Source organism: Noviherbaspirillum sp. (assembly GCF_035254685.1).
Taxonomy (GTDB): Bacteria; Pseudomonadota; Gammaproteobacteria; order Burkholderiales; family Burkholderiaceae_D; genus Noviherbaspirillum.
Map to the genome: position 1 here is coordinate 1 of NZ_DATFAI010000053.1, position 22,103 is coordinate 22,103.

Annotated in this window: 21 protein-coding genes, 3 tRNA genes and 1 pseudogene; 15 read left to right on the forward strand and 10 right to left on the reverse strand. The window is 60.6% G+C overall.

Features of this window, described 5'->3' with window-relative positions; all coding sequences use genetic code 11:
- Positions 1 to 1,571 (reverse strand): glutamine--fructose-6-phosphate transaminase (isomerizing) (gene glmS, locus VJ698_RS23235; RefSeq protein WP_324105201.1); only part of this gene is annotated, 1,571 nt, incomplete at its 3' end.
- 148 nt (positions 1,572 to 1,719) lie between these two features.
- On the opposite strand from glmS, the gene VJ698_RS23240 reads away from it, so the two are divergent.
- On the forward strand, positions 1,720 to 2,193 hold the full coding sequence (locus VJ698_RS23240) for an Lrp/AsnC family transcriptional regulator (protein WP_324105202.1): 474 nt from the start codon (positions 1,720 to 1,722) through the stop codon (positions 2,191 to 2,193).
- Positions 2,194 to 2,214: 21 nt separating this feature from the next.
- On the opposite strand, the gene glmU is transcribed toward VJ698_RS23240, so the two are convergent.
- Complete coding sequence (gene glmU, locus VJ698_RS23245; RefSeq protein WP_324105203.1) at positions 2,215 to 3,573, reverse strand: bifunctional UDP-N-acetylglucosamine diphosphorylase/glucosamine-1-phosphate N-acetyltransferase GlmU; 1,359 nt, start codon at positions 3,571 to 3,573, stop codon at positions 2,215 to 2,217.
- Between the two features lie 33 nt (positions 3,574 to 3,606).
- Here glmU and VJ698_RS23250 point away from each other — a divergent pair, with 33 nt between their 5' ends.
- Complete coding sequence (locus VJ698_RS23250) at positions 3,607 to 4,485, forward strand: DUF6279 family lipoprotein (RefSeq protein ID WP_324105204.1); 879 nt, start codon at positions 3,607 to 3,609, stop codon at positions 4,483 to 4,485.
- A 126-nt stretch (positions 4,486 to 4,611) separates the two neighbouring features.
- On the opposite strand, the gene ttcA is transcribed toward VJ698_RS23250, so the two are convergent.
- From ttcA to VJ698_RS23265, 3 genes are read right to left on the reverse strand one after another with little or no spacing between them, the layout of a single operon-like run.
- Positions 4,612 to 5,562 carry a tRNA 2-thiocytidine(32) synthetase TtcA gene (gene ttcA / locus VJ698_RS23255; protein WP_324105205.1) on the reverse strand — a complete coding sequence of 317 codons (951 nt, stop codon included), beginning with the start codon at positions 5,560 to 5,562 and terminating at the stop codon, positions 4,612 to 4,614.
- A 3-nt stretch (positions 5,563 to 5,565) separates the two neighbouring features.
- Positions 5,566 to 5,958, reverse strand: coding sequence for a dihydroneopterin aldolase (locus VJ698_RS23260; protein WP_324105206.1), 393 nt, complete (start codon positions 5,956 to 5,958; stop codon positions 5,566 to 5,568).
- A gap of 11 nt (positions 5,959 to 5,969) precedes the next feature.
- Positions 5,970 to 6,737: an SDR family oxidoreductase gene (locus VJ698_RS23265; protein ID WP_324105207.1), complete on the reverse strand. Its 768-nt coding sequence runs from the start codon at positions 6,735 to 6,737 to the stop codon at positions 5,970 to 5,972.
- Positions 6,738 to 6,835: 98 nt separating this feature from the next.
- Between VJ698_RS23265 and VJ698_RS23270 the strand changes: the two genes are divergently transcribed.
- The 5 genes from VJ698_RS23270 to VJ698_RS23290 all read left to right on the forward strand — a co-directional run bounded on the left by VJ698_RS23270 (position 6,836) and on the right by VJ698_RS23290 (position 12,313).
- Positions 6,836 to 8,005 (forward strand): class I SAM-dependent methyltransferase, encoded by a 1,170-nt coding sequence (locus tag VJ698_RS23270; protein WP_324105208.1) that lies wholly within the window; start codon positions 6,836 to 6,838, stop codon positions 8,003 to 8,005.
- 49 nt (positions 8,006 to 8,054) lie between these two features.
- A complete protein-coding gene (locus tag VJ698_RS23275; RefSeq protein ID WP_324105209.1) occupies positions 8,055 to 8,252 on the forward strand; it encodes a DUF2905 domain-containing protein in 198 nt (65 codons plus the stop codon).
- 290 nt (positions 8,253 to 8,542) lie between these two features.
- On the forward strand, positions 8,543 to 8,884 hold the full coding sequence (locus VJ698_RS23280; protein WP_324105210.1) for a c-type cytochrome: 342 nt from the start codon (positions 8,543 to 8,545) through the stop codon (positions 8,882 to 8,884).
- Positions 8,885 to 9,254: 370 nt separating this feature from the next.
- Entirely contained in the window at positions 9,255 to 10,889 is a 1,635-nt protein-coding gene (locus VJ698_RS23285) for a sensor histidine kinase (RefSeq protein WP_324105211.1), read from the forward strand.
- A complete protein-coding gene (locus tag VJ698_RS23290; RefSeq protein ID WP_324105212.1) occupies positions 10,886 to 12,313 on the forward strand; it encodes a sigma-54 dependent transcriptional regulator in 1,428 nt (475 codons plus the stop codon). The genes VJ698_RS23285 and VJ698_RS23290 overlap by 4 nt, the downstream gene beginning before the upstream one ends.
- Before the next feature lie 318 nt (positions 12,314 to 12,631).
- Here VJ698_RS23290 and VJ698_RS23295 read toward each other — a convergent pair whose 3' ends face one another.
- The 4 genes from VJ698_RS23295 to VJ698_RS23310 form a co-directional block, all read right to left on the reverse strand.
- Positions 12,632 to 13,276 carry a cytochrome b/b6 domain-containing protein gene (locus tag VJ698_RS23295; RefSeq protein ID WP_324105213.1) on the reverse strand — a complete coding sequence of 215 codons (645 nt, stop codon included), beginning with the start codon at positions 13,274 to 13,276 and terminating at the stop codon, positions 12,632 to 12,634.
- Positions 13,277 to 13,288: 12 nt separating this feature from the next.
- Positions 13,289 to 14,659 carry a cytochrome c3 family protein gene (locus VJ698_RS23300; RefSeq protein ID WP_324105214.1) on the reverse strand — a complete coding sequence of 457 codons (1,371 nt, stop codon included), beginning with the start codon at positions 14,657 to 14,659 and terminating at the stop codon, positions 13,289 to 13,291.
- Positions 14,660 to 14,752: 93 nt separating this feature from the next.
- Positions 14,753 to 15,487, reverse strand: a complete 735-nt coding sequence (locus VJ698_RS23305; RefSeq protein WP_324105215.1) for a response regulator — start codon at positions 15,485 to 15,487, stop codon at positions 14,753 to 14,755.
- A gap of 68 nt (positions 15,488 to 15,555) precedes the next feature.
- Positions 15,556 to 15,975 (reverse strand): response regulator, encoded by a 420-nt coding sequence (locus VJ698_RS23310; RefSeq protein ID WP_324105216.1) that lies wholly within the window; start codon positions 15,973 to 15,975, stop codon positions 15,556 to 15,558.
- A gap of 112 nt (positions 15,976 to 16,087) precedes the next feature.
- Between VJ698_RS23310 and VJ698_RS23315 the strand changes: the two genes are divergently transcribed.
- From VJ698_RS23315 to VJ698_RS23325, 3 genes are all read left to right on the forward strand, one after another.
- Positions 16,088 to 16,519: a DUF2905 domain-containing protein gene (locus tag VJ698_RS23315; RefSeq protein ID WP_324105217.1), complete on the forward strand. Its 432-nt coding sequence runs from the start codon at positions 16,088 to 16,090 to the stop codon at positions 16,517 to 16,519.
- Between the two features lie 44 nt (positions 16,520 to 16,563).
- Positions 16,564 to 17,976 (forward strand): DHA2 family efflux MFS transporter permease subunit, encoded by a 1,413-nt coding sequence (locus VJ698_RS23320; RefSeq protein ID WP_324105218.1) that lies wholly within the window; start codon positions 16,564 to 16,566, stop codon positions 17,974 to 17,976.
- A 112-nt stretch (positions 17,977 to 18,088) separates the two neighbouring features.
- Positions 18,089 to 19,717, forward strand: coding sequence for a tetratricopeptide repeat protein (locus tag VJ698_RS23325; protein WP_324105219.1), 1,629 nt, complete (start codon positions 18,089 to 18,091; stop codon positions 19,715 to 19,717).
- A gap of 15 nt (positions 19,718 to 19,732) precedes the next feature.
- On the opposite strand, the gene arsC is transcribed toward VJ698_RS23325, so the two are convergent.
- Positions 19,733 to 20,092 (reverse strand): arsenate reductase (glutaredoxin), encoded by a 360-nt coding sequence (arsC, locus tag VJ698_RS23330; RefSeq protein WP_324105220.1) that lies wholly within the window; start codon positions 20,090 to 20,092, stop codon positions 19,733 to 19,735.
- Between the two features lie 375 nt (positions 20,093 to 20,467).
- On the opposite strand from arsC, the pseudogene VJ698_RS23335 reads away from it, so the two are divergent.
- From VJ698_RS23335 to VJ698_RS23355, 5 genes and pseudogenes are all read left to right on the forward strand, one after another.
- Positions 20,468 to 21,322 (forward strand): annotated as a pseudogene (locus VJ698_RS23335) (gamma-glutamyl-gamma-aminobutyrate hydrolase family protein); the annotation flags it as partial.
- Between the two features lie 145 nt (positions 21,323 to 21,467).
- Positions 21,468 to 21,553, forward strand: a tRNA-Tyr gene (locus VJ698_RS23340).
- A gap of 37 nt (positions 21,554 to 21,590) precedes the next feature.
- Positions 21,591 to 21,664 (forward strand) — tRNA-Gly (locus VJ698_RS23345).
- Between the two features lie 41 nt (positions 21,665 to 21,705).
- Positions 21,706 to 21,780: transfer RNA gene (locus VJ698_RS23350), tRNA-Thr, on the forward strand.
- 68 nt (positions 21,781 to 21,848) lie between these two features.
- Positions 21,849 to 22,103: GTP-binding protein (locus VJ698_RS23355; protein WP_324105221.1), on the forward strand; the 255-nt coding region annotated here is incomplete at its 3' end.

Sequence of the window (22,103 nt, forward strand, 5' to 3'; positions counted from 1 at the left end):
TCGAGCAGCGTGTCGTTCGGCGCGACCGTCACCACCGGCATCTCCTGCGTCACCAGCGCGAGCGGGCCGTGCTTCAGTTCGCCGGCGGGATAGGCTTCGGCGTGGATGTAGGAAATCTCCTTCAGCTTCAGCGCGCCTTCGAGCGCGATCGGGTAGTGCAGGCCGCGCCCGAGGAACAACGCGTTTTCCTTGCGCGCGAATTCTTCCGACCAGGCGATGATTTGCGGCTCCAGCGCGAGCACGGCAGCGATCGACACCGGCAAATGCCGCAGCGCCTTCAGGTGCGCGGCTTCCTGCTCATCGGTCAAGCGGCCGCGCACTTGTGCCAGCGCCAGCGTCAGCAGGAAGAGCGCAACCAGTTGGGTGGTGAAGGCTTTGGTCGATGCCACGCCGACCTCGACACCGGCACGCGTGATGTACGCCAGCATGCATTCACGCACCATGGCACTGGTGGCGACGTTGCAGATGGTCAGGCTGTTCACCATGTCCAATGCGCGCGCATGCTTGAGCGCGGCCAGCGTATCGGCGGTCTCGCCGCTCTGTGAGATCGTGACCACCAGCGCATTCGGATTCGGCACGCTGTCGCGGTAGCGGTATTCGCTCGCAATCTCGACATTCACCGGTAGCTTCGCGATTGATTCGATCCAGTACTTCGCGGTGAGGCCGGCGTAATAGCTGGTGCCGCAGGCGAGGATCAGGACGGAATCAATTTTCTTGAAGACGTTGTAGGCCTTGTCGCCGAACAGTTCCGGCATGATGGCGGACACGCCTTCGATGGTGTCGCCCACGGCGCGCGGCTGTTCGAAGATTTCCTTCTGCATGTAGTGGCGGTAGGGGCCGAGTTCGGCCGCGCCGCTGTGCGCGTGCACCGTGCGCACCTCGCGCTCGACCTGCTTGCCGCTGGCATCGACGATCCAGTAGCGGTTCAGCTGCAGGTCGACCACGTCGCCTTCTTCAAGGAAGATGATCTGGTCGGTGGTGCCGGCCAGCGCCATCGCATCCGACGCAAGGAAATTCTCGCCCTTGCCGACGCCGACGATCAGCGGCGAGCCCTGGCGCGCGCCAATCACGCGATGCGGCTCGTCGCGGCAGAATACGGCGATCGCATACGCGCCCTGCAGGCGCTTGACCGCCTGCTGCACCGTCTCGAACAGGTCGCCGTTGTACATGTGGTTGATCAGGTGCGCGATGACCTCGGTATCGGTCTGGCTCTCGAACACATAACCGGCGGCGGTGAGTTCTGCGCGCAGCTCGTCATGGTTCTCGATGATGCCGTTGTGGACCAGCGCGATGCGGTCACGCGAAAAATGCGGATGCGCGTTGTGCGACGCGGGCGCACCGTGCGTCGCCCAGCGGGTGTGCGCGATGCCGGTGAACCCGGACAAGCCGGCCTTCTCGACCTGCATTTCCAGATCAGCCACACGAGAGGTGCTGCGCGAACGTTGCAGCGTGCCGTCGACATGCAGGGCGACGCCGCAGGAGTCGTAACCACGATATTCAAGCCGTTTCAATCCTTGCAACAGGATCGGGGTGATATTGCGTTGGGCGACGGCGCCGACGATTCCGCACATGGAAATTCCTCTGATGAATGATTGGACGGCTCTATCCTAGAAGAGCTTTGACGAAATAAGTTTTCTAAATAACGCAAAATATGAACTAATATTGCGCGTCAATGAGTGTGTGAAATAATATTTCAAAATAACTGGAAAAATATCATTTATGGCGGAAGAACCGATCATTCTGGACGAACTCGACCGGCGCATCCTGAATGCGTTGCAGGCTGACGCCTCGCAAACGAATAGTGACCTCGCAGCAAGTGTGCATGCTTCGCCGCCGACGTGCTTGCGGCGGGTCAAGCGTTTGATTGACGCAGGCGTGATCCAGAAGCAGGTGGCGCTGGTGGCGCCGGAAAAGGTGGGGTCGGCCCTGACGGCGATCGTCGAGATCACGCTGGACCACCAGGGCGCGGAGCGGATGGAGGACTTCGAGACGCTGGTGGCGAACGAGGCGGCGGTGCTGCAGTGTTATCGCGTCTCGCCCGGCCCGGATTTCGTGCTGGTGGTGCAGGTGGCCGACATGCCGGCCTACCATGCGCTGGCGCACCGCTTGTTCGCATCGCATGCGAACGTGCGCAATGTGCGCAGCTTCTTCTCTATCCACCGCAGCAAGTTCGAGACGCGCATCGCCGTCTGAGGCGCGGCGCGGCGGCGCCGCCTATTTCTTGACCTTGACCGGCCGCTTCCAGTTCTCGATCGTCATCTGCTTGGCACGCGAGATGGTGAGCTTGCCATCCGGCGCATCCCTGGTCAGCGTGGTGCCGGCGCCAAGGTTTGCCCCCTTGCCCACGCGCACCGGCGCCACGAGCTGCGTGTCGCTGCCGATGAAGGCATCGTCCTCGATCACGGTGCGGAACTTGTTCGCGCCGTCGTAATTGCAGGTGATGGTGCCCGCGCCGATGTTCACGCGCGAGCCGATCGTCGCATCGCCCAGGTAGGCCAGGTGGTTGGCCTTGCTATGCGCCGCGACCTGGCTGTTCTTCACTTCGACAAAGTTACCGACATGGACATCTTCAGCCAGCTCGGTGCCGGGACGCAGCCGCGCATATGGGCCAATGATCGATTCCGCGCCGATCACAGCGCCGTCGATATGGCAGAACGGCTTGATCTCCGCGCCACGCGCAATGCGGGCATTCCTGACCACGCAATGCGCACCGATGCTCACGCCTTCCTCCAGCGTGACGTCGCCCTCGAACACGCAGTTGATGTCGATCTGCACATCGCGTCCGCAGGTGAGCGCGCCGCGCACATCGATGCGCGCCGGATCGGCCAGCGTCACTCCTTGCTCCAGCAGCGCATCCGCGATATTGCGTTGATGGATGCGTTCCAGTTCCGCAAGCTGCACCTTGCTGTTGACGCCCAGCGTCTCCCACACCGCGGCGGGCTGCGCGGAGACGACCGGCACGTCGTCGGCAACCGCGCGCGCCACGATGTCAGTCAGGTAATACTCGCGCTGCGCGTTGTCGTTCGAGAGCGTCGTCAGCCACTTCTTCAGCTGCGCGGTCGGCGCCACCATGATGCCGGTATTGACCTCGCGAATCGCGCGCTCTGTCTCGGTCGCGTCCTTCTGTTCCACGATGCCCACGATATTCCCTTGCCGGCGCACAATACGTCCATAGCCGGTCGGATTTTCCAGCTCGACAGTGAGCACCGCCAACTTATTGCTGCCAGCGCTGTCCAACAATTGCTGGAGCGAATTTCTTGTCGTCAGCGGAACGTCGCCGTACAGGATCAGCGTCGGCACATCGTCGCGCAGATGCGGCACCGCCTGCATCACCGCGTGGCCGGTGCCGAGTTGCGGTTCCTGTTTGGCGAAAACGATATCCGGCGAGGCGAGGGATTCCGGCACGGCTTCACCGCCATGGCCGTAAATGACGCACAGCCTGGTGGGTGACAGGGCACGCGCCGTGTCGATGACGTGCGACAGCAAAGGCTTGCCCGCGAGGGGGTGCAGGACTTTCGGCAACGCGGATTGCATGCGCTTTCCCATGCCGGCAGCGAGAATGACAATGTTCATGAATGACCAGTGGAAGTGATGCAAAATTCTATCATGCGACCTTATCGCGCTTTTTACGTTCGGGCGGCTCTTTTCCTGCTCGCATTGCTGTTGGCGGGCTGCAGCGCGCTGCGCCTCGGTTATGCCAACGGCGATACCTTTGTGTACTGGTGGATGAATGGCTACGTCGATTTCACCGATGACCAGAAACCCTGGGTCAAGGCGCGCATCGACAATTTCTTCGCATGGCACCGCAAGACGCAGCTGCCGGCCTATGCACAATTGCTGGCACGGGAGCAGCAGCGCCTGCAGAACAAGGTGACACCGGCGGATGTACAGGCCGACTATACCGAGGTCAAGAAATACGCCATGCTGACAATGGAAAGGGTACTGCCCGACCTGACCGATCTCGCCTTGTCACTGCAGCCGCAACAGATCGCGCATCTTGAAAAGAAGTTCGCCTCCACCAACGACAGTTATCGTAAAGACACCCTGCGTGGCAGCGTTGAGGACCGTCAACTGTACCGTTACAAGAAACTCATGAAGCAGGCCGAATACTGGTTCGGTGATTTCAGCGCGCAGCAGGAACAGCAGATCCGTGCAGCGTCGGACGCGCGCCCGCTGGATAACGAACTGTGGATGGCGGAGCGCCTGCAGCGGCAGCAGGAACTGATCAGGATCCTGAAGAAGATCCAGGCCGAGCGGCCCTCGAAGGAAGTCGCGTCGGGCCTGTTGCGCGCTTATATCGAGCGCAGCTTCGATCACTTCCTCTATGAACAGCACAAGGCATTCTTCGACGCGTCACGCGACGGCACGTTGCAGATGGTGGCGCTGATCGTGAATATCGCCACGCCGGCGCAGAAGACGTTCGCGCTCAAGCGTGCGCAGAAGTGGATCGAGGATTGCCGTTCGCTCGCGGCGAAGGCTACCTGATCAGACGAAACGGGCGCGCGATTTCGTAGGCTGGGCTGAGGCACGAAACCCAGCATTTCATTCTCAGAACATTGGGTTTCGTGCCTCAACCCAGCCTACGCCTTGTGATGCGACGACGGAAGCCGTTTACTCGTCATCCAGATTGCCGAAGCGGACCACATTCGCGCTCGGCGGCGCGCACGGCTCTTCATCGAACGCGATATCCCCATCCGGCGAGGCCTCGCCCGTCACCTTCAGGTCCATGAAGTTGAACATCTTCTTGTCCATCAAGTGCGAGGGCGTAATCGTCGACAGCGCCGAGAAAATGTTCTCCACGCGCCCCGGATGCTTCTTCTCCCACTCACGCAGCATGGCCTTGATCTGCTTGCGCTGCAAGTTTTCCTGGCTGCCGCACAGGTCGCAGGGAATGATCGGGAACTGCTTCACCTGCGCGTAGCGTTCCATGTCGATTTCCTTCACATACGCCAGCGGCCGAATCACGATGTGCTTGCCGTCATCGGACTGCAGCTTGGGCGGCATGCCCTTCAGCTTGGAGCCGAAGAACATGTTGAGGAAAAAGGTTTCCAGGATGTCGTCGCGATGGTGGCCCAGTGCGATCTTGGTCGCGCCGAGTTCGCTCGCCACCCGGTACAGGATGCCGCGCCGCAGCCGCGAGCAGAGCGAGCAGGTGGTCTTGCCCTCGGGGATGAGGCGCTTGACGATGCTGTAGGTGTCCTGGTTTTCGATGTGGAAGGGCACGCCGACCTTCGTCAGGTACTCGGGCAGCACATGCTCCGGAAAGCCCGGCTGTTTCTGGTCGAGATTGACCGCCACGATGTCGAAATGGATCGGTGCGCGCTCGCGCATGATCATCAGGATGTCGAGCAGGCCGTAGCTGTCCTTGCCGCCGGACAGGCAGACCATCACCTTGTCGCCGTCCTCGATCATGTTGAAGTCGCCGATCGCCTGGCCGACCAGGCGGAACAGGCGCTTGTGCAGCTTGTTGTTTTCGTAAGCGATCTTTTCCGCCTTTTTCGCGCCGATGGCTTCGTCCGCCGCGTGCGTTTCGGCAACGGCCTTGTTCAGGATATCTGTCATTGCTTAACCCTTGATATGGATGACTTCCACGCCGACCGCATCGCAGTCGGGATAGACATCAGGCTTCTCTGTCGACACCCGCACCGCGCGCACCTTCGGGTGCGAGAGCATGGCGTGCGCCACGTCGTCGCACAGCGTTTCCTGCAGATGGATGTGCCCTTGCGCCATGCGCTTCGCGATCGTGTCGCGCATGAAGTCATAGTCGACGACTTCAACGAGGTGGTCTTCCTTCGGCGTCGATTCCGCCAGCGGGATGAACAGGTCGACATTGATCAGCACGCGCTGCTCGCCCTTCTTTTCGAATTCATGGACGCCGATGTTGATCATGACCTCGTAGTTGCGCAGGAAGAGGCGCCGGCAATCGGCAAGGCTGGGGTGCGAGAGGGAGGAAAGCATAATGTCAAAAGTTATTTTGCAACGAACATCACGTCGCGTTGCAGGGGGATCAAATGCTGGCCGCCATCGACCAGCAGGGTGGTACCGGTGATCGCCGCATTCTCTGCGACGAAACAGACCGTCGAGGCGACATCGTCCGGCGTGCTGGAGCGGCCCAGCGGCGTCATGGTGTGTGCCTTCGCGAATTCCTCCTCGGTCTGGTTGCCGGAGACCAGCGTGATGCCGGGCGCAACGCCGACCACGCGCACTTTGGGCGCCAGCGCCTGCGCCAGCATCGTGGTGGCGGTGTGCAGCGCCGCCTTCGACAGCGTGTAGGAAAGGAAATCGGGATTCAGGTTGAAGAGTTTCTGGTCGAGCAGGTTCACGACCACGGCCTGCGCACCGGAGGGCGTCGCATCGTAAAGCGCCTGCGCCAGCAGTACCGGAGCGACGAGGTTGGTGTGCATGTGCCGGTCCAGGCAGGCCTGTGCCAAGTCGGCGCAGGTATCGTGCCCGAAGACCGATGCATTATTGACCACGCAGCGGGCAGGGCCGAGAACCTGCGCCACATGCGGAAGCAGCGCCTTCACGGCCGCTTCGTCGGCCAGGTCGCACTGCACGGCAGCAGCGCGGCGGCCAAGCCGTTCAATCTCGCGCACCGTGGCCTGCGCCGCTTCGGCCGAGCTGCCATAATGCACGGCCACGTCCCAGCCGCGCTGCGCAAGCGCAAGCGCAATGTCGCGGCCGATGCGTTTTGCAGCGCCGGTCACGAGTGCAACTTTTTGTGCTTGTGCTGTCATAGCTGTGTTGGTCTTTGCGGAAGTTGTCAATCCGTCCATGCGCGTTCAGGTGAGATCCAGTTCACCTTCCCCGAGCCGATTTCACTACAATAGCGGCCATGCAACTGCAACTGCCCGAACCCTCTCACGACGCGCTGGACGCATCACGCGCGCTGCACGACCTGATCGCCGGCGAAATCCGGCGCAATGACGGCTGGATCTCCTTCGCACGCTACATGGAACTGCTGCTGTACGCACCGAACCTCGGTTATTACAGCGGCGGGGCGGCCAAACTCGGGAAAGACGGAGATTTTACAACCGCGCCCGAAATCACGCCGCTTTTTGGCGGTGCGCTGGCGCATGTTATTGCCGGATTGTTGGCGCAGACCGCACCGCAGATCATGGAATTCGGCGCCGGCACCGGCAAGCTGGCGCGCGACATCCTGAGCGAACTGGCCGCCATGGGCATTGCCGTCGAAAGCTATACGATTGTCGACCTGTCCGGCGAACTGCGCGCGCGCCAGCAGGAAACCTTGCGCGACTTCCCGCAGGTGAGCTGGCTGGAACGCATGCCTGCCGCCTTTTCCGGTGTCGTCCTCGGCAACGAAGTGCTGGACGCCATGCCGGTCAATCTCGTCATCAAGAGCGCGCAGGGCGAACAGGCATGGCAGGAGCGCGGCGTCGGTCTGTCCGGCGACAGTTTCACCTTCGTTGACCGGCCCTGCGACAGCGCGCTGGTGGCGCAGATTCCCGACGCGGACGCATTGCCGGCTGGCTACCTGACGGAAGTACATCCGGTTGCAAGCGGCTTCATGCGCTCGCTCGCAGCGATGATCGATGCCGGCGCGAGTGAATCCGGCCGTGGCGGCGCGGCGATCCTGATCGACTATGGTTTCCCGGCGCGCGAGTACTACCTCGGGCAACGTTCGCAAGGAACGCTGATGTGCCACTACCGGCATCATTCCCATCCCGACCCGTTCTACCTGCCCGGTTTGCAGGACGTCACCGCGCACGTCGATTTCACCGCGATGGCGCATGCCGCCGTCGAAGGCGGACTGGAGATGCTCGGCTATACCAGCCAGGCGGCCTTCCTGCTGGCGGCTGGCATCGGCGACCTGCTCATGCGTACCTCGCCTGAGGATCCGCTGCGCTACCTGCCGCAGGCGAACGCCCTGCAAAAACTGATTTCTCCCGCGGAAATGGGCGAGCTGTTCAAGGTGCTGGTGGTTGGCCGCCACGCCGAACTGCCGGACAGTTTCGTGCGCAGCGACCGCAGTCACAGGCTATGATGTTCCCAATCGTTCCTTTTACCGCCACACCTGATATCCGGAGCCTCGCATGATTCGCTGGGTGCTCACCATCTTCCTCGCGCTGATCATTTTTTCGTCGCTGTTGCCCTGGCTCGAAAAGCTCGGCATCGGCCGCCTGCCGGGCGATGTGCGCTTCACACTCTTCGGCAAAAAAATCTTCTTGCCCTTCGCCTCCACGCTGCTGCTGTCCTTCGCCGTGGTGCTGCTCGGGCGCCTGTTGCATTAATCCTTGCAGTGCATAGAAATCCGCAGCGCCATGCGGATTGGCTAATTCCTTGAATATAAAAGAAATCCCTGCCATTGCGGGATCGCGGCTGCATGGAAAAAATATACTTCGGCCCGACAACGGCGGCAGCGCCGGCACGCACTGGCTTGCCTAAGCGCCTGATTGCAAAGGAACTTGTTTCCAGCTCTCCTGATTGGCATGCGGCATGCTTTACATCCATCAGTCCCGATACAAGACCAACAAGACGATGGAGACAGCAACGCAATCAACCATCAGGAAAGGGGAATACCATGAAACGTGCATCTCTCGTCGGCGCATTGCTGACAGCCTCGCTGGCACTGTCGATGTCGGCCGCCAGCGCTGCCGTTGACGCGGACGCCGCGACCGGCCTCGCCAAGAGCAACGGCTGCATGAAGTGCCACGCCGTCGACAAGGCCAAGAAAGGCCCGTCCTACAAGAAGATCGCAGAGAAGTACAAGGGCAAGGCGGATGCCGAGAGCGCGCTGATCAAGAGCATCACAACCGGGCCCAAGGTCAAGCTGGACGATGGCTCGGAAGACCAGCACAAGATCATCGACACGAAAGACCAGGGCAAGCTCAAGAACCTGGTGAACTGGATCATGAGCCAGTAAGTGAGCCTATAAGTGGGCCAGTAGCGCGCCACCGAGCGTGCCCGCCTGCGGTTGAGGCGGGACCGCGACCCGCGCTGCCACATTCATCACAGACCGCGCTGCGCCAGCCATGGCAAGCGCGGTCCTTCCCTTCCCAAACGGTTGCCGTCGACACCCCCGCGGCTTCCTTCCCCCACTTATTGCTTCCTTAAACGGCCGGTTTTTCCCGCATCGTTGACATGGCTCAATGGGCGAGATTGAAAAAAATTGCCCTCGTCGCAATACTTATCGATGCGTGCCGTTGTCACGACCTCGTCCTTGCCAGGAAGGAAGCATTTGTCGCGCCACGGCTTTCGTAAAGGCGTCCTTCTCGATCCACCGTAAGGCGAGAATGTTTCCGAAAAGCCTCAAAGTCAAAGTCAGCATCTACCTGACCGTCGTGCTGGTCGTGGTAATGGTCTTCTTCATCCTGCTGCTGGTGCGGCAGGAGCGCAATGAACAGCTGCGCATCCTGATCGGCCACATGACGCAGCTGTCGCAGGTGATCGAAAGGAGCACGCGCTACGCCATGCTGCTGGACGAGCCGGACATCGTCGACAAGATCATCGAGGACATCGGCAAGCAGGATGGCATCAAGCGCGTGCGCGTGCTGGACAAGAGCGGCATGATTGCCCACTCCAACTATCCGGATGAAATCGGCGACCACATCGACAAGAAAGCGGAACACTGCACGGTCTGCCACGAAGGCAAGAAGGCGCTGTCCGACATCCCCAACCACAAGAAGTGGCGCCTGTTCGAGACCGAAGGCCGGCACCAGATGCTCGGCAACATGGAAGTGATCCGCAACGAGCCCTCCTGTTCGGGGGCGGACTGCCACAAGCATCCGAAGAGCCAGTCGGTGCTGGGCGTGGTCGATATCACCTACTCGCTCGACGAGGTGGACCGCACCATGCGCGCGCACATGGTCAACATGGTTGTGATTTCCATCGGCTTCATCTTCCTGGTGTCCCTCAGCGTCGGCTGGCTGTTGCACCGCCTGATCTATGTGCCGCTGCGCGACCTGGAGAACGGCGCCAGGAGGCTCGCTACCGGGGATTTCGACCATTCGATTCCGGTGCGCGGCGATGATGAATTCGGCAGCCTCGCGCTCTACACCAACCAGATGACGGCTGCGCTCAAGAAGTCGCGCGGCGAGCTGGAGGAATGGGTGCAGACCCTGGAACACAAGGTCAAGGAAAGGACCCAGGAATTGCGCCGCGCCGAGGCCGAAGTGGCGCGCGGCGAAAAGCTCGCCTCCATCGGCAAGCTGGCGGCAGGCATTGCCCATGAACTGAACAATCCGCTCACCGGCGTGCTCACCTTCACCTCCCTGTTGCGCAAGAAGATGCCCGAGGGCAGCCAGGATGCGGAGGACCTGGACCTCGTCATCCGCGAAACCAAGCGCTGCGCCAGCATCATCCGCCGCCTGCTCGATTTCGCACGCGAGAAGACGCCCGAAAAGAAACTGGCAGACCTGAACCAGATCGTGCGCGAAACGGTGCAGTTCGTCGAGCGCTCCGCCGCCCTGCAGCAGATCGACATCGCGATGGAACTTGATCCGGGCCTGCCGCAGCTGCTGGTCGACGCCGACCTGATCAAGCAGGTGGTCATGAACATTCTCGTGAACGCGCAGCAGGCGATCGAAGAGCGTGGACACATTGTCGTCCAGAGCCGCCTGCATGCAGGAAAACGGCTGTCCGCATTCGGCGACGCGCCTGTGCCTGCGGTGGAAATCGCCATCACCGACAACGGCTGCGGTATCCCCGAAGCCAACATGCAACGCATATTCGACCCCTTCTTCACTTCCAAGGAAGTTGGCAAGGGCACCGGCCTCGGCCTGTCCGTCAGCTACGGCATCGTCAAGTCGCACGGCGGTGAGATCGAGGTGGAGAGCAAGGTCGGGGAGGGGACCACATTCCGCATTTACCTTCCGGCCAGGGCACCTGTCGCCGAAGCCGAAAGCAAACCATTGGAAAGCATGCAATGAAAGCCAGGATATTGATCGTCGATGACGAAGAAATAGTCATCCGGAGCTGCCTTCGCATACTCGGCGACGACCGCCACGAGGTCGAATCGGTGACGAGCGGTCTGGAGGCGCTGCGCCGGGTCGATGAGAATCATTACGACGTCATCATCCTCGACATCATGATGCCTGGAATCGACGGGCTGGAAGTGCTGCAGCACGTCAAGGAGCGGCATCCGGACGTGGACGTCATCATGATGACCGGCCTCTCGCAGATCCAGACTGCCGTGCGCGCGATGAAGCTCGGCGCCTTCGATTACCTGTCCAAGCCCTTCGACCCGGACGAACTGAAGATGATCGTCGACCGTGCGCTGGAGCGCCGCCGGCTGCTGCAGGAAAACCGCGACCTCAAGAGCGAGGTCAGTTCCCGGTATCGCTTCGAGAACATCATTGGTTCCAGCGCGCAGATGCAGAACGTGTATCGCCTGATCGCCAAGTGCGCGCCGACCAACTGCACGGTCCTGATCACCGGCGAGAGCGGCACCGGCAAGGAAATGGTGGCGCGCGCGATCCACTACAACAGCTTGCGCAAGGACCAGCCATTCGTGCCGGTCGACTGCAACACGCTGAGCGAGAACCTGCTGGAAAGCGAACTGTTCGGCCATGTGAAGGGCGCATTCACCGGCGCCGTCGCCGCCAAGCGCGGCATGTTCGACATGGCCAACAATGGCACGCTCTTCCTGGATGAATTCGGCAACATCTCGCTGTCGACCCAGGCCAAGCTGCTGCGCGTGATCCAGGAGCGCGAATTCAAGGCGGTGGGCGATACCCGGTCGCATCCCACCAACGTCCGCCTGCTGGCGGCCACCAACAAGGACCTCAAGGGCATGGTGGCAGAAGGTGTCTTCCGCGAAGACCTGTATTACCGCATCAATGTCTTCCCGATCCACATCCCGTCCTTGCGGGAGCGGCGCGACGACATTCCGGCGCTGGCCTTCCACTTCCTCAAGCTGTACAGTCGCGAGCTGGAAAAGCCGGTATCACAATTTTCGGACGGCGCCATGAGCCTGCTGGTGAATCACGACTGGCCGGGCAATGTGCGCGAACTCGAAAATACCATCCATCGCGCGGTCATCCTCGCCTCCGACCACATCATCCGCCAGGCGCACCTCGCCAGCATCCTCGACAGCGCGCCGCGCCCGGATGTCGAAGTGCCGCGCACCAGCGACGACCTCAAGCGCATCAAGAAAATCGTCAGGGAAAAGTCGGTGGAAGACATCGAAAAGCTCTTCGTGCAGGAGACGCTGAAGAGAAACACCTGGAACGTCACCCGGAGCGCGGAGGAAACCGGCATGCAGCGCGCCAACTTCCAGGCCCTGATGAAGAAGTACAACATCCGCGTGCGCGACACCGAGCAGGACCCGCCGGGGGAGCCGGAGCCGACTTGATGTGGTCCACGGAAAACACTGAATACACGGAAAAGGGCTAAAAATTTTTCGTGCTTTTCGTGGACAAATTGTAGCGCTCGCTGATCCACGAACTTCTTGGTGTCCACGAAAAACACTCGGCGTGCCCCACGAAAGACACGAAAAATTTCCGTGTCCTTTGTGTTTTCTTTGTAGGCCGTTACTGCTGCGTGTACAGATGCGCGGGGCAGATACGGAGTGATGCATTCGTGAACTTCTTCTTGTCTACGGAAGACACAGAAAGCACGGAAAAGGCCTGAGGGAATTCCGTGCTTTCCGTGTCTTCCGTGGACGGCTCACTTACTCCGCGGCAGTCGCCGCATGCTCATCCTCGACATCTTCATAGCCTGTGACCATCGCGTTGATGTGTGCCATCGGCGTGTGGCCGAGCGTGGCGAGGTAGGGGTGGAAGAACATGTAGAACACGAAGAAGATGAAGATCAGCACATGCACCGTGTCGACAACGCGCACGCCGCCGAGCATGTCCACGATGTCCGAGAAGCGCTTCACGTCCCACAGCAGCACGCCGGTGAAGAACTGCAGCGGCAGGAGCATCAGCATCAGGATCTGGTAGAGCATGCGCTGCAGAGGATTGAACTTGCTGTACGGGTCGATGTGATGCGGATTGGCCTCGCCGCGGAACATGCCGTAGCCGTAATAGCGCGCCTGGCGGAAGCATTCGCGGAACAGTTTGAGCAGGTTGAACTCGGGATGGTAAGCCTTGTTCCGTTCCGAGAACAGGTAGAACAGCAACCAGATGCAGAAGTTTCCGATCAGCGCGAAACCGACCCAGTTGTGGATCACTACAGCGGTGCGGAATGACATCAGGTTCATCGAGCCGAGATAGCGGACTTGCAGACCGCTGACGATCAGCAGGATGAAAAACAGTGCATTCGCCCAGTGCCAGATTCTGACCGGGAGAGGGTGTACGTACACTTTGCTCATGATCATCTCCAGTTAGTTCGGCGTAGACTCGTCGGCGCTGCGGCCTGCGTCAGTCTCTTGTTTCGCACGCGCACGGCGGAACAACCATTTCGCCGTCAGGTGCGCGCCCGGCAGGAGAATGCCTGCTGCCACGGTGAGGACCAGCAGCGTGTCGAGCAGCTTGATGCGCGTACTGCCGATCGCATAGAAGCCGCCGACGGATTCGATCGACTCGACCGAATTCAGGATTCCCTTGCTGGCGTCGCGGCGTACCGGTCGGCCGTCCGGACCGGCGATGCTGACCGTCACGCTCTGGAAGGGCTCAGCACCTTCGCTATGGCAGGTGTCGCAATCCTTCAGCGCCTGCTCCTTCTTCGCCATCTGGTGCGCCTCGACGCCCGTCTTGACTTCGAGCCTGCCGCGCAACACCGTCTTGGTCGGGCCGCCGTTGCTGTTGAATTCCTGCAGCATGCTCCACAGGGCGCGTGCATCGAGACTGCTGTTCGCATCCGGGGAGCCGGCCAGCTTTATGAATTGCGGCACGCCGACCTTGTCGGAGGCCTGCTGCTGCGTCATGCCGTCATACAGCCGGAGGTTGACGCGACGTTTCGCTCCGGGCGAATGGCAGGCCGGGCAGGAGATGGCTTCCAGGTGACGCTCGGTGTTCGGCAGCCACTTGCTGTGCGTCGATGCTGTGTCGCGATGGCAGGAAATGCATTCCTTCTTCATGTTGTTGCCCAGCGAGGCAGCCTTCACGTTGTGCGTGCGGTGGCAGTCGGCGCAGGCCAGTTCGTCGTCGCCCGCCGATTGTCCGTGCACGCTCGCCGTGAAGGCCTTGTCGATCTTCTCGTGGCATTTCTGGCAGATCACCGCGCTGCTGGCCGCCGGTGCGCTCTTGGCCGTGCGCGTCGTATGCGGATTATGGCAATCCGAGCACAACGGCGCCTTTTCGCTGCCGTCCTGGACCAGCGCGGCGTGCACGCTGTCTTCGTACTGCTTGAATGTCTTCTTGTGGCAGTCGCGGCAGGCATCCATCATCGACAGCGCTTGCGCGCGCTTGCTGGCGATGCTCGTCTTTTCCTTGCCATGGGTCTTCTCGTCGATCTCGGAGTGGCATCCTTCGCAACCTTCCTTGTGGTGCGCCGACTCGGCGAAGGCCTTGGTTCCGATGAACAGCGAGAGTTTTTCGCCATTGCCGAGCGTCTTTTCCTGGCCCGGTTTCGAATGGCACTTCAGGCAGGCCATGTCCTCGTCGGAAAGGCCATTGTCCTTGTCCTTGTCATCGGCGGCATGAACCGCCATGCTCATGATGAATAATGCGATTGCCGCCATCATCGCCAGGATGAAGCTCGCACGATGATAGGGCGGCCTTGCTGCGGCGCTCAGTGTCCGGGAGCGGGTCATGGTGATTCCCCTTTGAACGAAAGTGTCCCAATGTGTACCGGCGGCGCCGGGTGAGGGGGATGTCCTCGTCCAGCGCCGCCCGCACCAGAAGCCTCACTCTTCAACGCGCCGGGTGACCAGCGCCTTTCCACCAATCCACGCCAGCATCGCGAGACCCGCGAACGGGAACAGGACGATGTAGGCCAGGCCGATGAACGGCGCTGCGATCAACTTCGCTCCGAACATCACGGCGCGCGCTGCGGCAACCGCCTTGGGTTGCTTCATCACGGCCTGCCCAGCCACCCAGGCCAGCATGCCGATACCGACGAAGGGCAGCAGGATCGCGTAGACCAGGCCGACGAACGGTGCCGACAGGAACAGCAGCATGTTCTTCAGCACGTTCGGTTTCTTGGCTGCGGCCGGCTGCGCCTGCGGGACTGCGGCGGGCTCTTCCTGTGGTGGCGCGGCCTGCGGCGCTTCCGCGAGGTGCAGCGCGCGCACTGTCGTCTCTTCGATCATCTCCGGCGACAGGGGCTTGCGCAGGAACTCGGACACGCCGACCGCCTTGGCCCTTTCCTCATTGGCCTTGGTGCCGTAGCCGGTCACGATCACTACCGGCGTCCACGGTTGATTTTGCTTGACGCGTTCGGCGACTTCAAGACCGTTCATGCCAGGCATCTTGATGTCGGTGAAGACAACGTCATATTTTTCCTCCTGCAGCTTCATCAGCGCGTCGTAGCCGTTCTCGGCAGTGATCACGATGTAGCCTTTATCGGAAAGAACACGGTTGAAACTCTTGCCAACCACCGGGTCGTCATCGACAACCAGCACTTTACGTTGCGCACTCATGATATCCCCCTCGAAAAAATCGGCTGACCAGCGACATTGCTGAAAACAGCCTGGAACTTCATATTCATTCACTCCATCCGCCCGGAGCCGGCATCGGGACGCAGGGCCCAGCGCTTGTGCTGCATGGCGCCGACGGTCGCATCGATCACCTGTTCCGGTCCCACCGGCTTGGTCAGGTAGTCGTAGGCGCCAAGCGTCACGGCCTCCTTCGCGGAATCGATCGTCGGATACCCGGTAATGACGATCACTTCGCTCTCGGGCCAGCGCTGCTTGATGGCCTTGAGGACCGTCATGCCGTCCATGCCGGGCATGCGCAGGTCGAGCAGCACGACATCGAACGGATCCCGTTGCCTTTGCAGCAGTTCAACCGCCTGGATTCCGCTGGACGCTGCTTCCACATCGCAGTTCGTTCCCGCAAAAATCCTCTCGTAACTCATGCGGACGATGTCTTCATCATCGACGATCAGGATTTTGGCTTTCGTGTCCATTTTTCCGGCTCTGTTTTGCGTTTACCCTGTACTTAGCATTGGCCGTGCCAGTCGCGCCGGAGGCGGAAATCCTCCTGCCAAATCAAGGACTTGCGCAGCAAATCAGGTGAGGATGCAGATGATGGCGCCACAGGTCGAAGTACATTTTTTATGTGCAGCCGCGCCCGGCCGTTCGGCGAAATTCCTTAATATTCAATGCGCTGCCAGCAAAGTGTGGGCGATGAAATTTCCATGCACCGCGGCCTTCGCGCGGATGGCGGACGCAGCAGGAAGGAGCGGGCACCGCCGCAAGGCACGGGCCGACTCTTGGTACACTCACCGTTCCACTGCTATCAAGAGGAAAGCCATGATCCGCTGGGTTGCCGCGATATTTGTCGGCCTGTTCGTGTTCTACCCGCTGTTGCCGGTGTTCGACAGGCTCGGCGTCGGACGCCTTCCCGGCGACGTCCGCTTTCGCGTGCGCTCGCTGAACTTCTGTTTGCCGTTTGGCTCGACGCTTGTGCTGTCGCTCATCGCATTCGTGCTTGCGGAAGTACTCAGCTGAACAATCATTCGCATCGATGCCTCCATCGATGACATTCATCCATCATGCAGCCCACTCTCGAACAATTGCGCAGCCGCTACGGCACCCGCTACAAATGGCTGGTCCTGCTGACCGTCATGATCGGCACCATGGCGTCGGTCCTGTCCTCTACCATCGTCAACGTTGCCGTTCCTGACCTGAGCCGGCACTTCGGGCTCGGCCAGGAACGCGCCCAATGGGTGTCAGCCGGTTTCATGCTGGCGATGACGCTGTCCATGCTGACCACGCCATGGCTGCTGCTGCGTTACGGCCTGCGCAAGACCTACGCCGGGGCGATCTTCCTGCTGCTGGTGGGCGGCGTTCTGGGCGGCTTCAGCATCAACTATCCGATGCTGCTGTCCATGCGCGTGGCGGAAGGCATGGCGGCCGGCATCATGCAGCCGATCCCGTCCATCGTCATCCTGCGTTCCTTCGATGCGCGGGAACAAGGCAAGGCCATGGGCATCTTCGGTTTTGGTGTCGTGCTTGCACCCGCGATCGGGCCGAGCGTCGGCGGCGTTCTTGTCGAACACTTCGGCTGGCGTTCGATCTTCTTCGCCGTCGTGCCGTTCTGCTTCCTCGTCCTGCTGATGGTGCGCCGTCTTCTCGCCGTCAATTCGACCATCACCGCCAATGCCAGGCCGCTCGACTGGAAAGGCCTGATGCTCGCCGGCGCTGGCACCACGTGCCTGCTCAACGGACTGGTGAATCTGCATCACGGATTGCTCGCGGCCTCCGGACTGCTGCTGGCCTCCGCAGCCTGCATCGTGGGATTTGTGTTCTACCAGCGCAGCGTGCAGCACGGCTTGATGAACATGAGTTTGTTCCGCTATCGCCAGTTTGCGATGGGCGCGGTAGTGGCATTCATCTACGGCGCAGGCCTGTATGGCTCGACTTATCTGGTCCCGGTGTACATGCAGATGGCGCTGCGTTATGCGCCCTCGGAAGCCGGGCTCCTCCTGTTGCCCGCCGGGATCGTGCTGGCCGTGACGATCATCGTCGCCGGCAAGCTGTCGGACCAGTTCCCGCCGAACGTCCTGGTGTCCGTCGGGCTGTGCCTGCTGGCGCTATCCTTTGCACTAATGGCCGCAGGTTCCCGCGCCACCGGCTATTTCACCCTGATGGCGTGGGCCATCATCGGCCGGCTGGGGCTTGGCTTCGTCATGCCCTCGCTCAGCATCGGATCGATGCGAGGCGTCGAAGTCGGCCTGATCGCGCAGGGCGCCAGCTCGATCAACTTCATGCGCCAGCTAGGGGGTGCGATCGGCGTGAGCGTTGTCGGCATCCTGCTCGAGTGGCGCCTTGCTGCGCACCAGGGCGCTCCGGGCGGCGGCCAGGTGGAGGCCTTCAATGAAACCTTCATGTTCGTGGCGGCGCTGTGCGCGAGCGCGGTGGTGTCCGCCTGGCGCATGCGTCCGAGCGAAGCGCCTGCCCGTTAGATCCGAAGGCGGAGCAAGCCCTTGCGGGTTTGCTTTTCGGCGCGACAGTGGTATGTTCTCGGCTTGAAAGCCAGCCCCAGGGATGGGCGGCGTTGCATACGGGACTTCTGGAATGGCATCGCTTCGCAGTCTGACCGCACTGATCATCGAGCCGCATTCGGGCATGCGCGCCAGTTTTCACAACATGCTCAACCTGTGCGGCATCACGAAGATCGACCATGCGGTAAGCTCCGGCACGGCGATCCGCCCGCTCAAGAACAAAGCTTACGACATCATCCTTTGCGAATACGATCTCGGCGAGGGGCAGGACGGACAGCAATTGCTGGAAGACCTGCGGCACAACAAGCTGATCCCGCTGTGGACCATCTTCATCATCGTGACGGCCGAGCGCCTGTATGAAAAGGTCGTCAGCGCGGCCGAGCTGGCGCCGACCGATTACGTACTCAAGCCATTCACTGCCGACACGCTGCTCGAGCGAATTGCACGTGCGCTCGAAAAACGAACTGCTTTCCTGCCGGTCTACCACCTGATGGAGCATGGCAATCTGCATGAAGCCATTGAGCTCTGCCGCATTGGCGAAGGCAAGTATCCGAAGTATGCGATCGATTTTCGGCGCCTGCGCGCCGAACTGCATGTCACGCTGGGTGAATCGAAGGAAGCGGAGAAGATCTACGAGGAACTGCTCGCCACCAAGGCGGTCGCCTGGGCGCGCCTCGGCCTTGCGAAGACGCTCTTCATGCAGGAAAGGTTCGGCGAAGCCGAGCAACTGCTGGCTGCCCTTGTCGACGAGAGCAGCCGTTACATGGATGCCTATGACTGGCTGGCGAAAACGCATGAAGCGATGGACCAGCCGGATCAGGCCAAAGCGGTGCTGGCCGATGCTGTTGCCATCTCGCCGCACGCCGTGCGCCGCCTCCGCAAGCTTGGCGAAGTTGCGCTGGAAACCGGCGATATGGAAACCGCCGAGAAATCCTTCCAGCGTGTCGTTGCCAAGGCAAAGTATTCCGAATTCCGCGATCCCGAAGACCATGTGCGCCTTGTGCGCACGCTGGTGAAGAAGAGCGATACACAACAGGCGGCAACCGTCATCCGCGACCTCGAGAAATCATTTGCCGGCGTGGACAAGACGCCCGCCTGCCGCGCATTGTCATCGGCGCTGCTGCAAGCGGAGCTGGGCAATACCGAGCGGGCCGCCGAGGAGCTGACGACGGCAGTCGCAGCCTGCCGCGACATCCACGGCATATCCAACGAAATGAAAATGGAACTGGCGAAGAACTGCCTCGACCATCATCTCGACGACGGCGCATCCGAGGTGATGCGCGACGTCATGAGCAATGCTGCCGACGATGCGGCATTGACCAAGGCGATCCAAGTCTTCGAGCAGGCAGGCCGCGGGGAGCTGGCGCAGACCGTCGTCAAGGAGGCGCGCCGCCAGGTGATCGATCTGGTCTCGGGCGGCGCCGAGAAGGCGCGGCAGGGAGACTTCGAAGGCGCCGTCGAACTCATGACCGCCGCAGCCCACAAGCTGCCGGAAAACCCGCAAGTGGTATTCAACGCTGCCCTGGCCGTGCTCAAGTACCTCGAGAATGTAGGCTGGGATGCGCGCCTGGCCGAGCAGGCGCGCGGTTACATCGAATCGGCCAGGCGCCTCGAACCGAGCAACCCGCGCCTTGTGCCGCTGGCCGACCTATACAGGGGCATGCTGAGAAAGCATGGCGCGGTACCGACGGCCGAGAGCTGAAACCGCTCACCGTCTTCAGTCTGCGCCCAGTAATTCCCGCACGCGCTCCGGCGGCCTGCCGATTACGGCGCGCCCTTTGTAAACGACGATGGGTCGCTGCAGCAACTTCGGCTGTGCGGCAACTGCCTTCAGCAAGGCTGCATCGTCGGCTTGCGCCAGTCCGAGGGCTTCATATTCCTCTTCATTGCTACGCACGATGTCGCGCGCGCTGGCATGCAGCTGGCCAAGCAGGGTTGCAAGCTGCTGTTCCGTCGGCGGCGTCTTCAGGTACTCCACGACGTCGACCGGTTCCTGCCGGCGTGCTGCGTAGTCCTCGACCAGCGCCAGCGCTTCGCGTGATTTGGAACACCGGGGGTTATGAAAAATCGTTATCATAGTTGGCGAACGGGAAAGCGGTTTTCAATGGTGTGCAATTTTATTACGTACGCCGATCTTGCGTATGTCGTCGCTTTGCCCGGCGAGGATCGTGAACATTGCGGACCCATGCGATTGAACCGCCGAGAAACTAATGGGTCAGAATCAATATTCCCGCGCTGTCTGCAGGCAATCGCTAATTGTCCTGACGCAGCCGTTCATCATGGAGCGTGATCAAGCAGACATGATCCTCCGGACGGAAATAGTAGTGTGACCGATCTTATGCCCGAACAGAACAACCCGAACGCCCGACCTCCCGAACCGACTTCCATAGGCGCCGGCACCAATGCGGCCGGAACCGATAGCGAAACTTTCCCCCGCTTGCGCTCACATGAATCGCCCTGGGCGCAGACGCAAAAGATCATTGGCGCTCGCATGCGCGCCTTGTCCGACCGGATCCTTCACCGCCTGACGAAGCGCACCCTGAAGATCGGCGTTTCCGCGCGAATCTTCCATCCTGAGATGGGCGCCAAAGGCTTGCGCAGCAAGACCTTACAATACCTTGAGGAATCAATCGCCCAGTGGGTCATGTCGCGCGACGTGATGGTTTTCATGATTCCGACGGTCAACAACAATAGCATGTTGCATCCAAGCAATATTCGCTTGCGGGATTATGCCAAGCATCTGGACGGTCTGGTCCTGCAAGGCGGTGCCGATGTCTCGCCGCAGACTTACGCAGAAAATGCCACGCGTCCGGAATGGATCGGCGACCGGGCGCGCGACATGTATGAGCTCGAACTCCTGCATGAATTTGTCGAGGCCGGCAAGCCCGTGCTTGGCATTTGCCGTGGTTGTCAATTGATCAACGTTGCGTTTGGCGGAACCCTGTATCAGGACATCGCCTCCGACGTCCCCACTGCGATCAAGCATGTCAGCGAGCTGTACGACAGTCACTATCACGTCATCCAGTTCCCCAAAGGTTCACTTCTCGGTTCCCTGTTTCCAGCCAAGCCGGAAGCGTTGGTCAACTCGATCCATCATCAGGCAGTCAAGGACCTCGGGCGCGATCTGGTCGTCGAGGCGGTGTCCGGACCGGACAACATTGTCGAAGCCGTCCGCTACCGCAAGGCGCGCTTCGTCATGGGACTGCAATGGCACCCTGAATTCCACCGCGCCCGGAGTGCGGAATTGCTTGACTGCACACCAATTCTTGACGACTTTCTCACCGCGGCACGCGAAACACGATTTTAGGTCTAATGCTATTGAAGCCTGCCGACTGTGCACTAAAGCCCCTTCACCGGAGGCGTTCGGCAGGCGGGCACCAAAAAAATGCAGCCCAAATGCAATTTTGGGTTGACAAGCAAGGACCTTGCTACTATAGTTTGGGGTTCCCTGCGGAGGGGTGGCCGAGTGGTTAATGGCAGCAGACTGTAAATCTGCCCTCTTACGAGTACGCTGGTTCGAATCCAGCCCCCTCCACCAGTTAAAACGCGGGAATTGTGCGGCTGAAGAGGTCCTTGCGGGTGTAGCTCAATGGTAGAGCAGAAGCCTTCCAAGCTTACGACGAGGGTTCGATTCCCTTCACCCGCTCCAGTTTTGGTTGGACGCAGTTTTTTGATGCGGACGACGGAAATGCCCTTGTAGCTCAGTGGTAGAGCACTCCCTTGGTAAGGGAGAGGCCACGTGTTCAATCCACGTCAAGGGCACCAGTTTCTAGAAATGGCAAGACAGTCAGGCGCGTGCCTAGACATTCTCATCAAATCGTTAGGAGTCTAAAATGGCAAAAGGCAAGTTTGAGCGGACCAAACCGCACGTGAATGTGGGCACGATTGGGCACGTTGACCATGGCAAGACCACGCTGACTGCAGCGATTGCGACCGTGTTGTCGGCCAAGTTTGGCGGCGAGGCGAAGAAATATGACGAAATCGACGCGGCGCCGGAAGAAAAGGCGCGCGGCATCACGATCAACACCGCGCACGTCGAATATGAGACCGCCAACCGCCACTATGCGCACGTCGACTGCCCCGGCCAC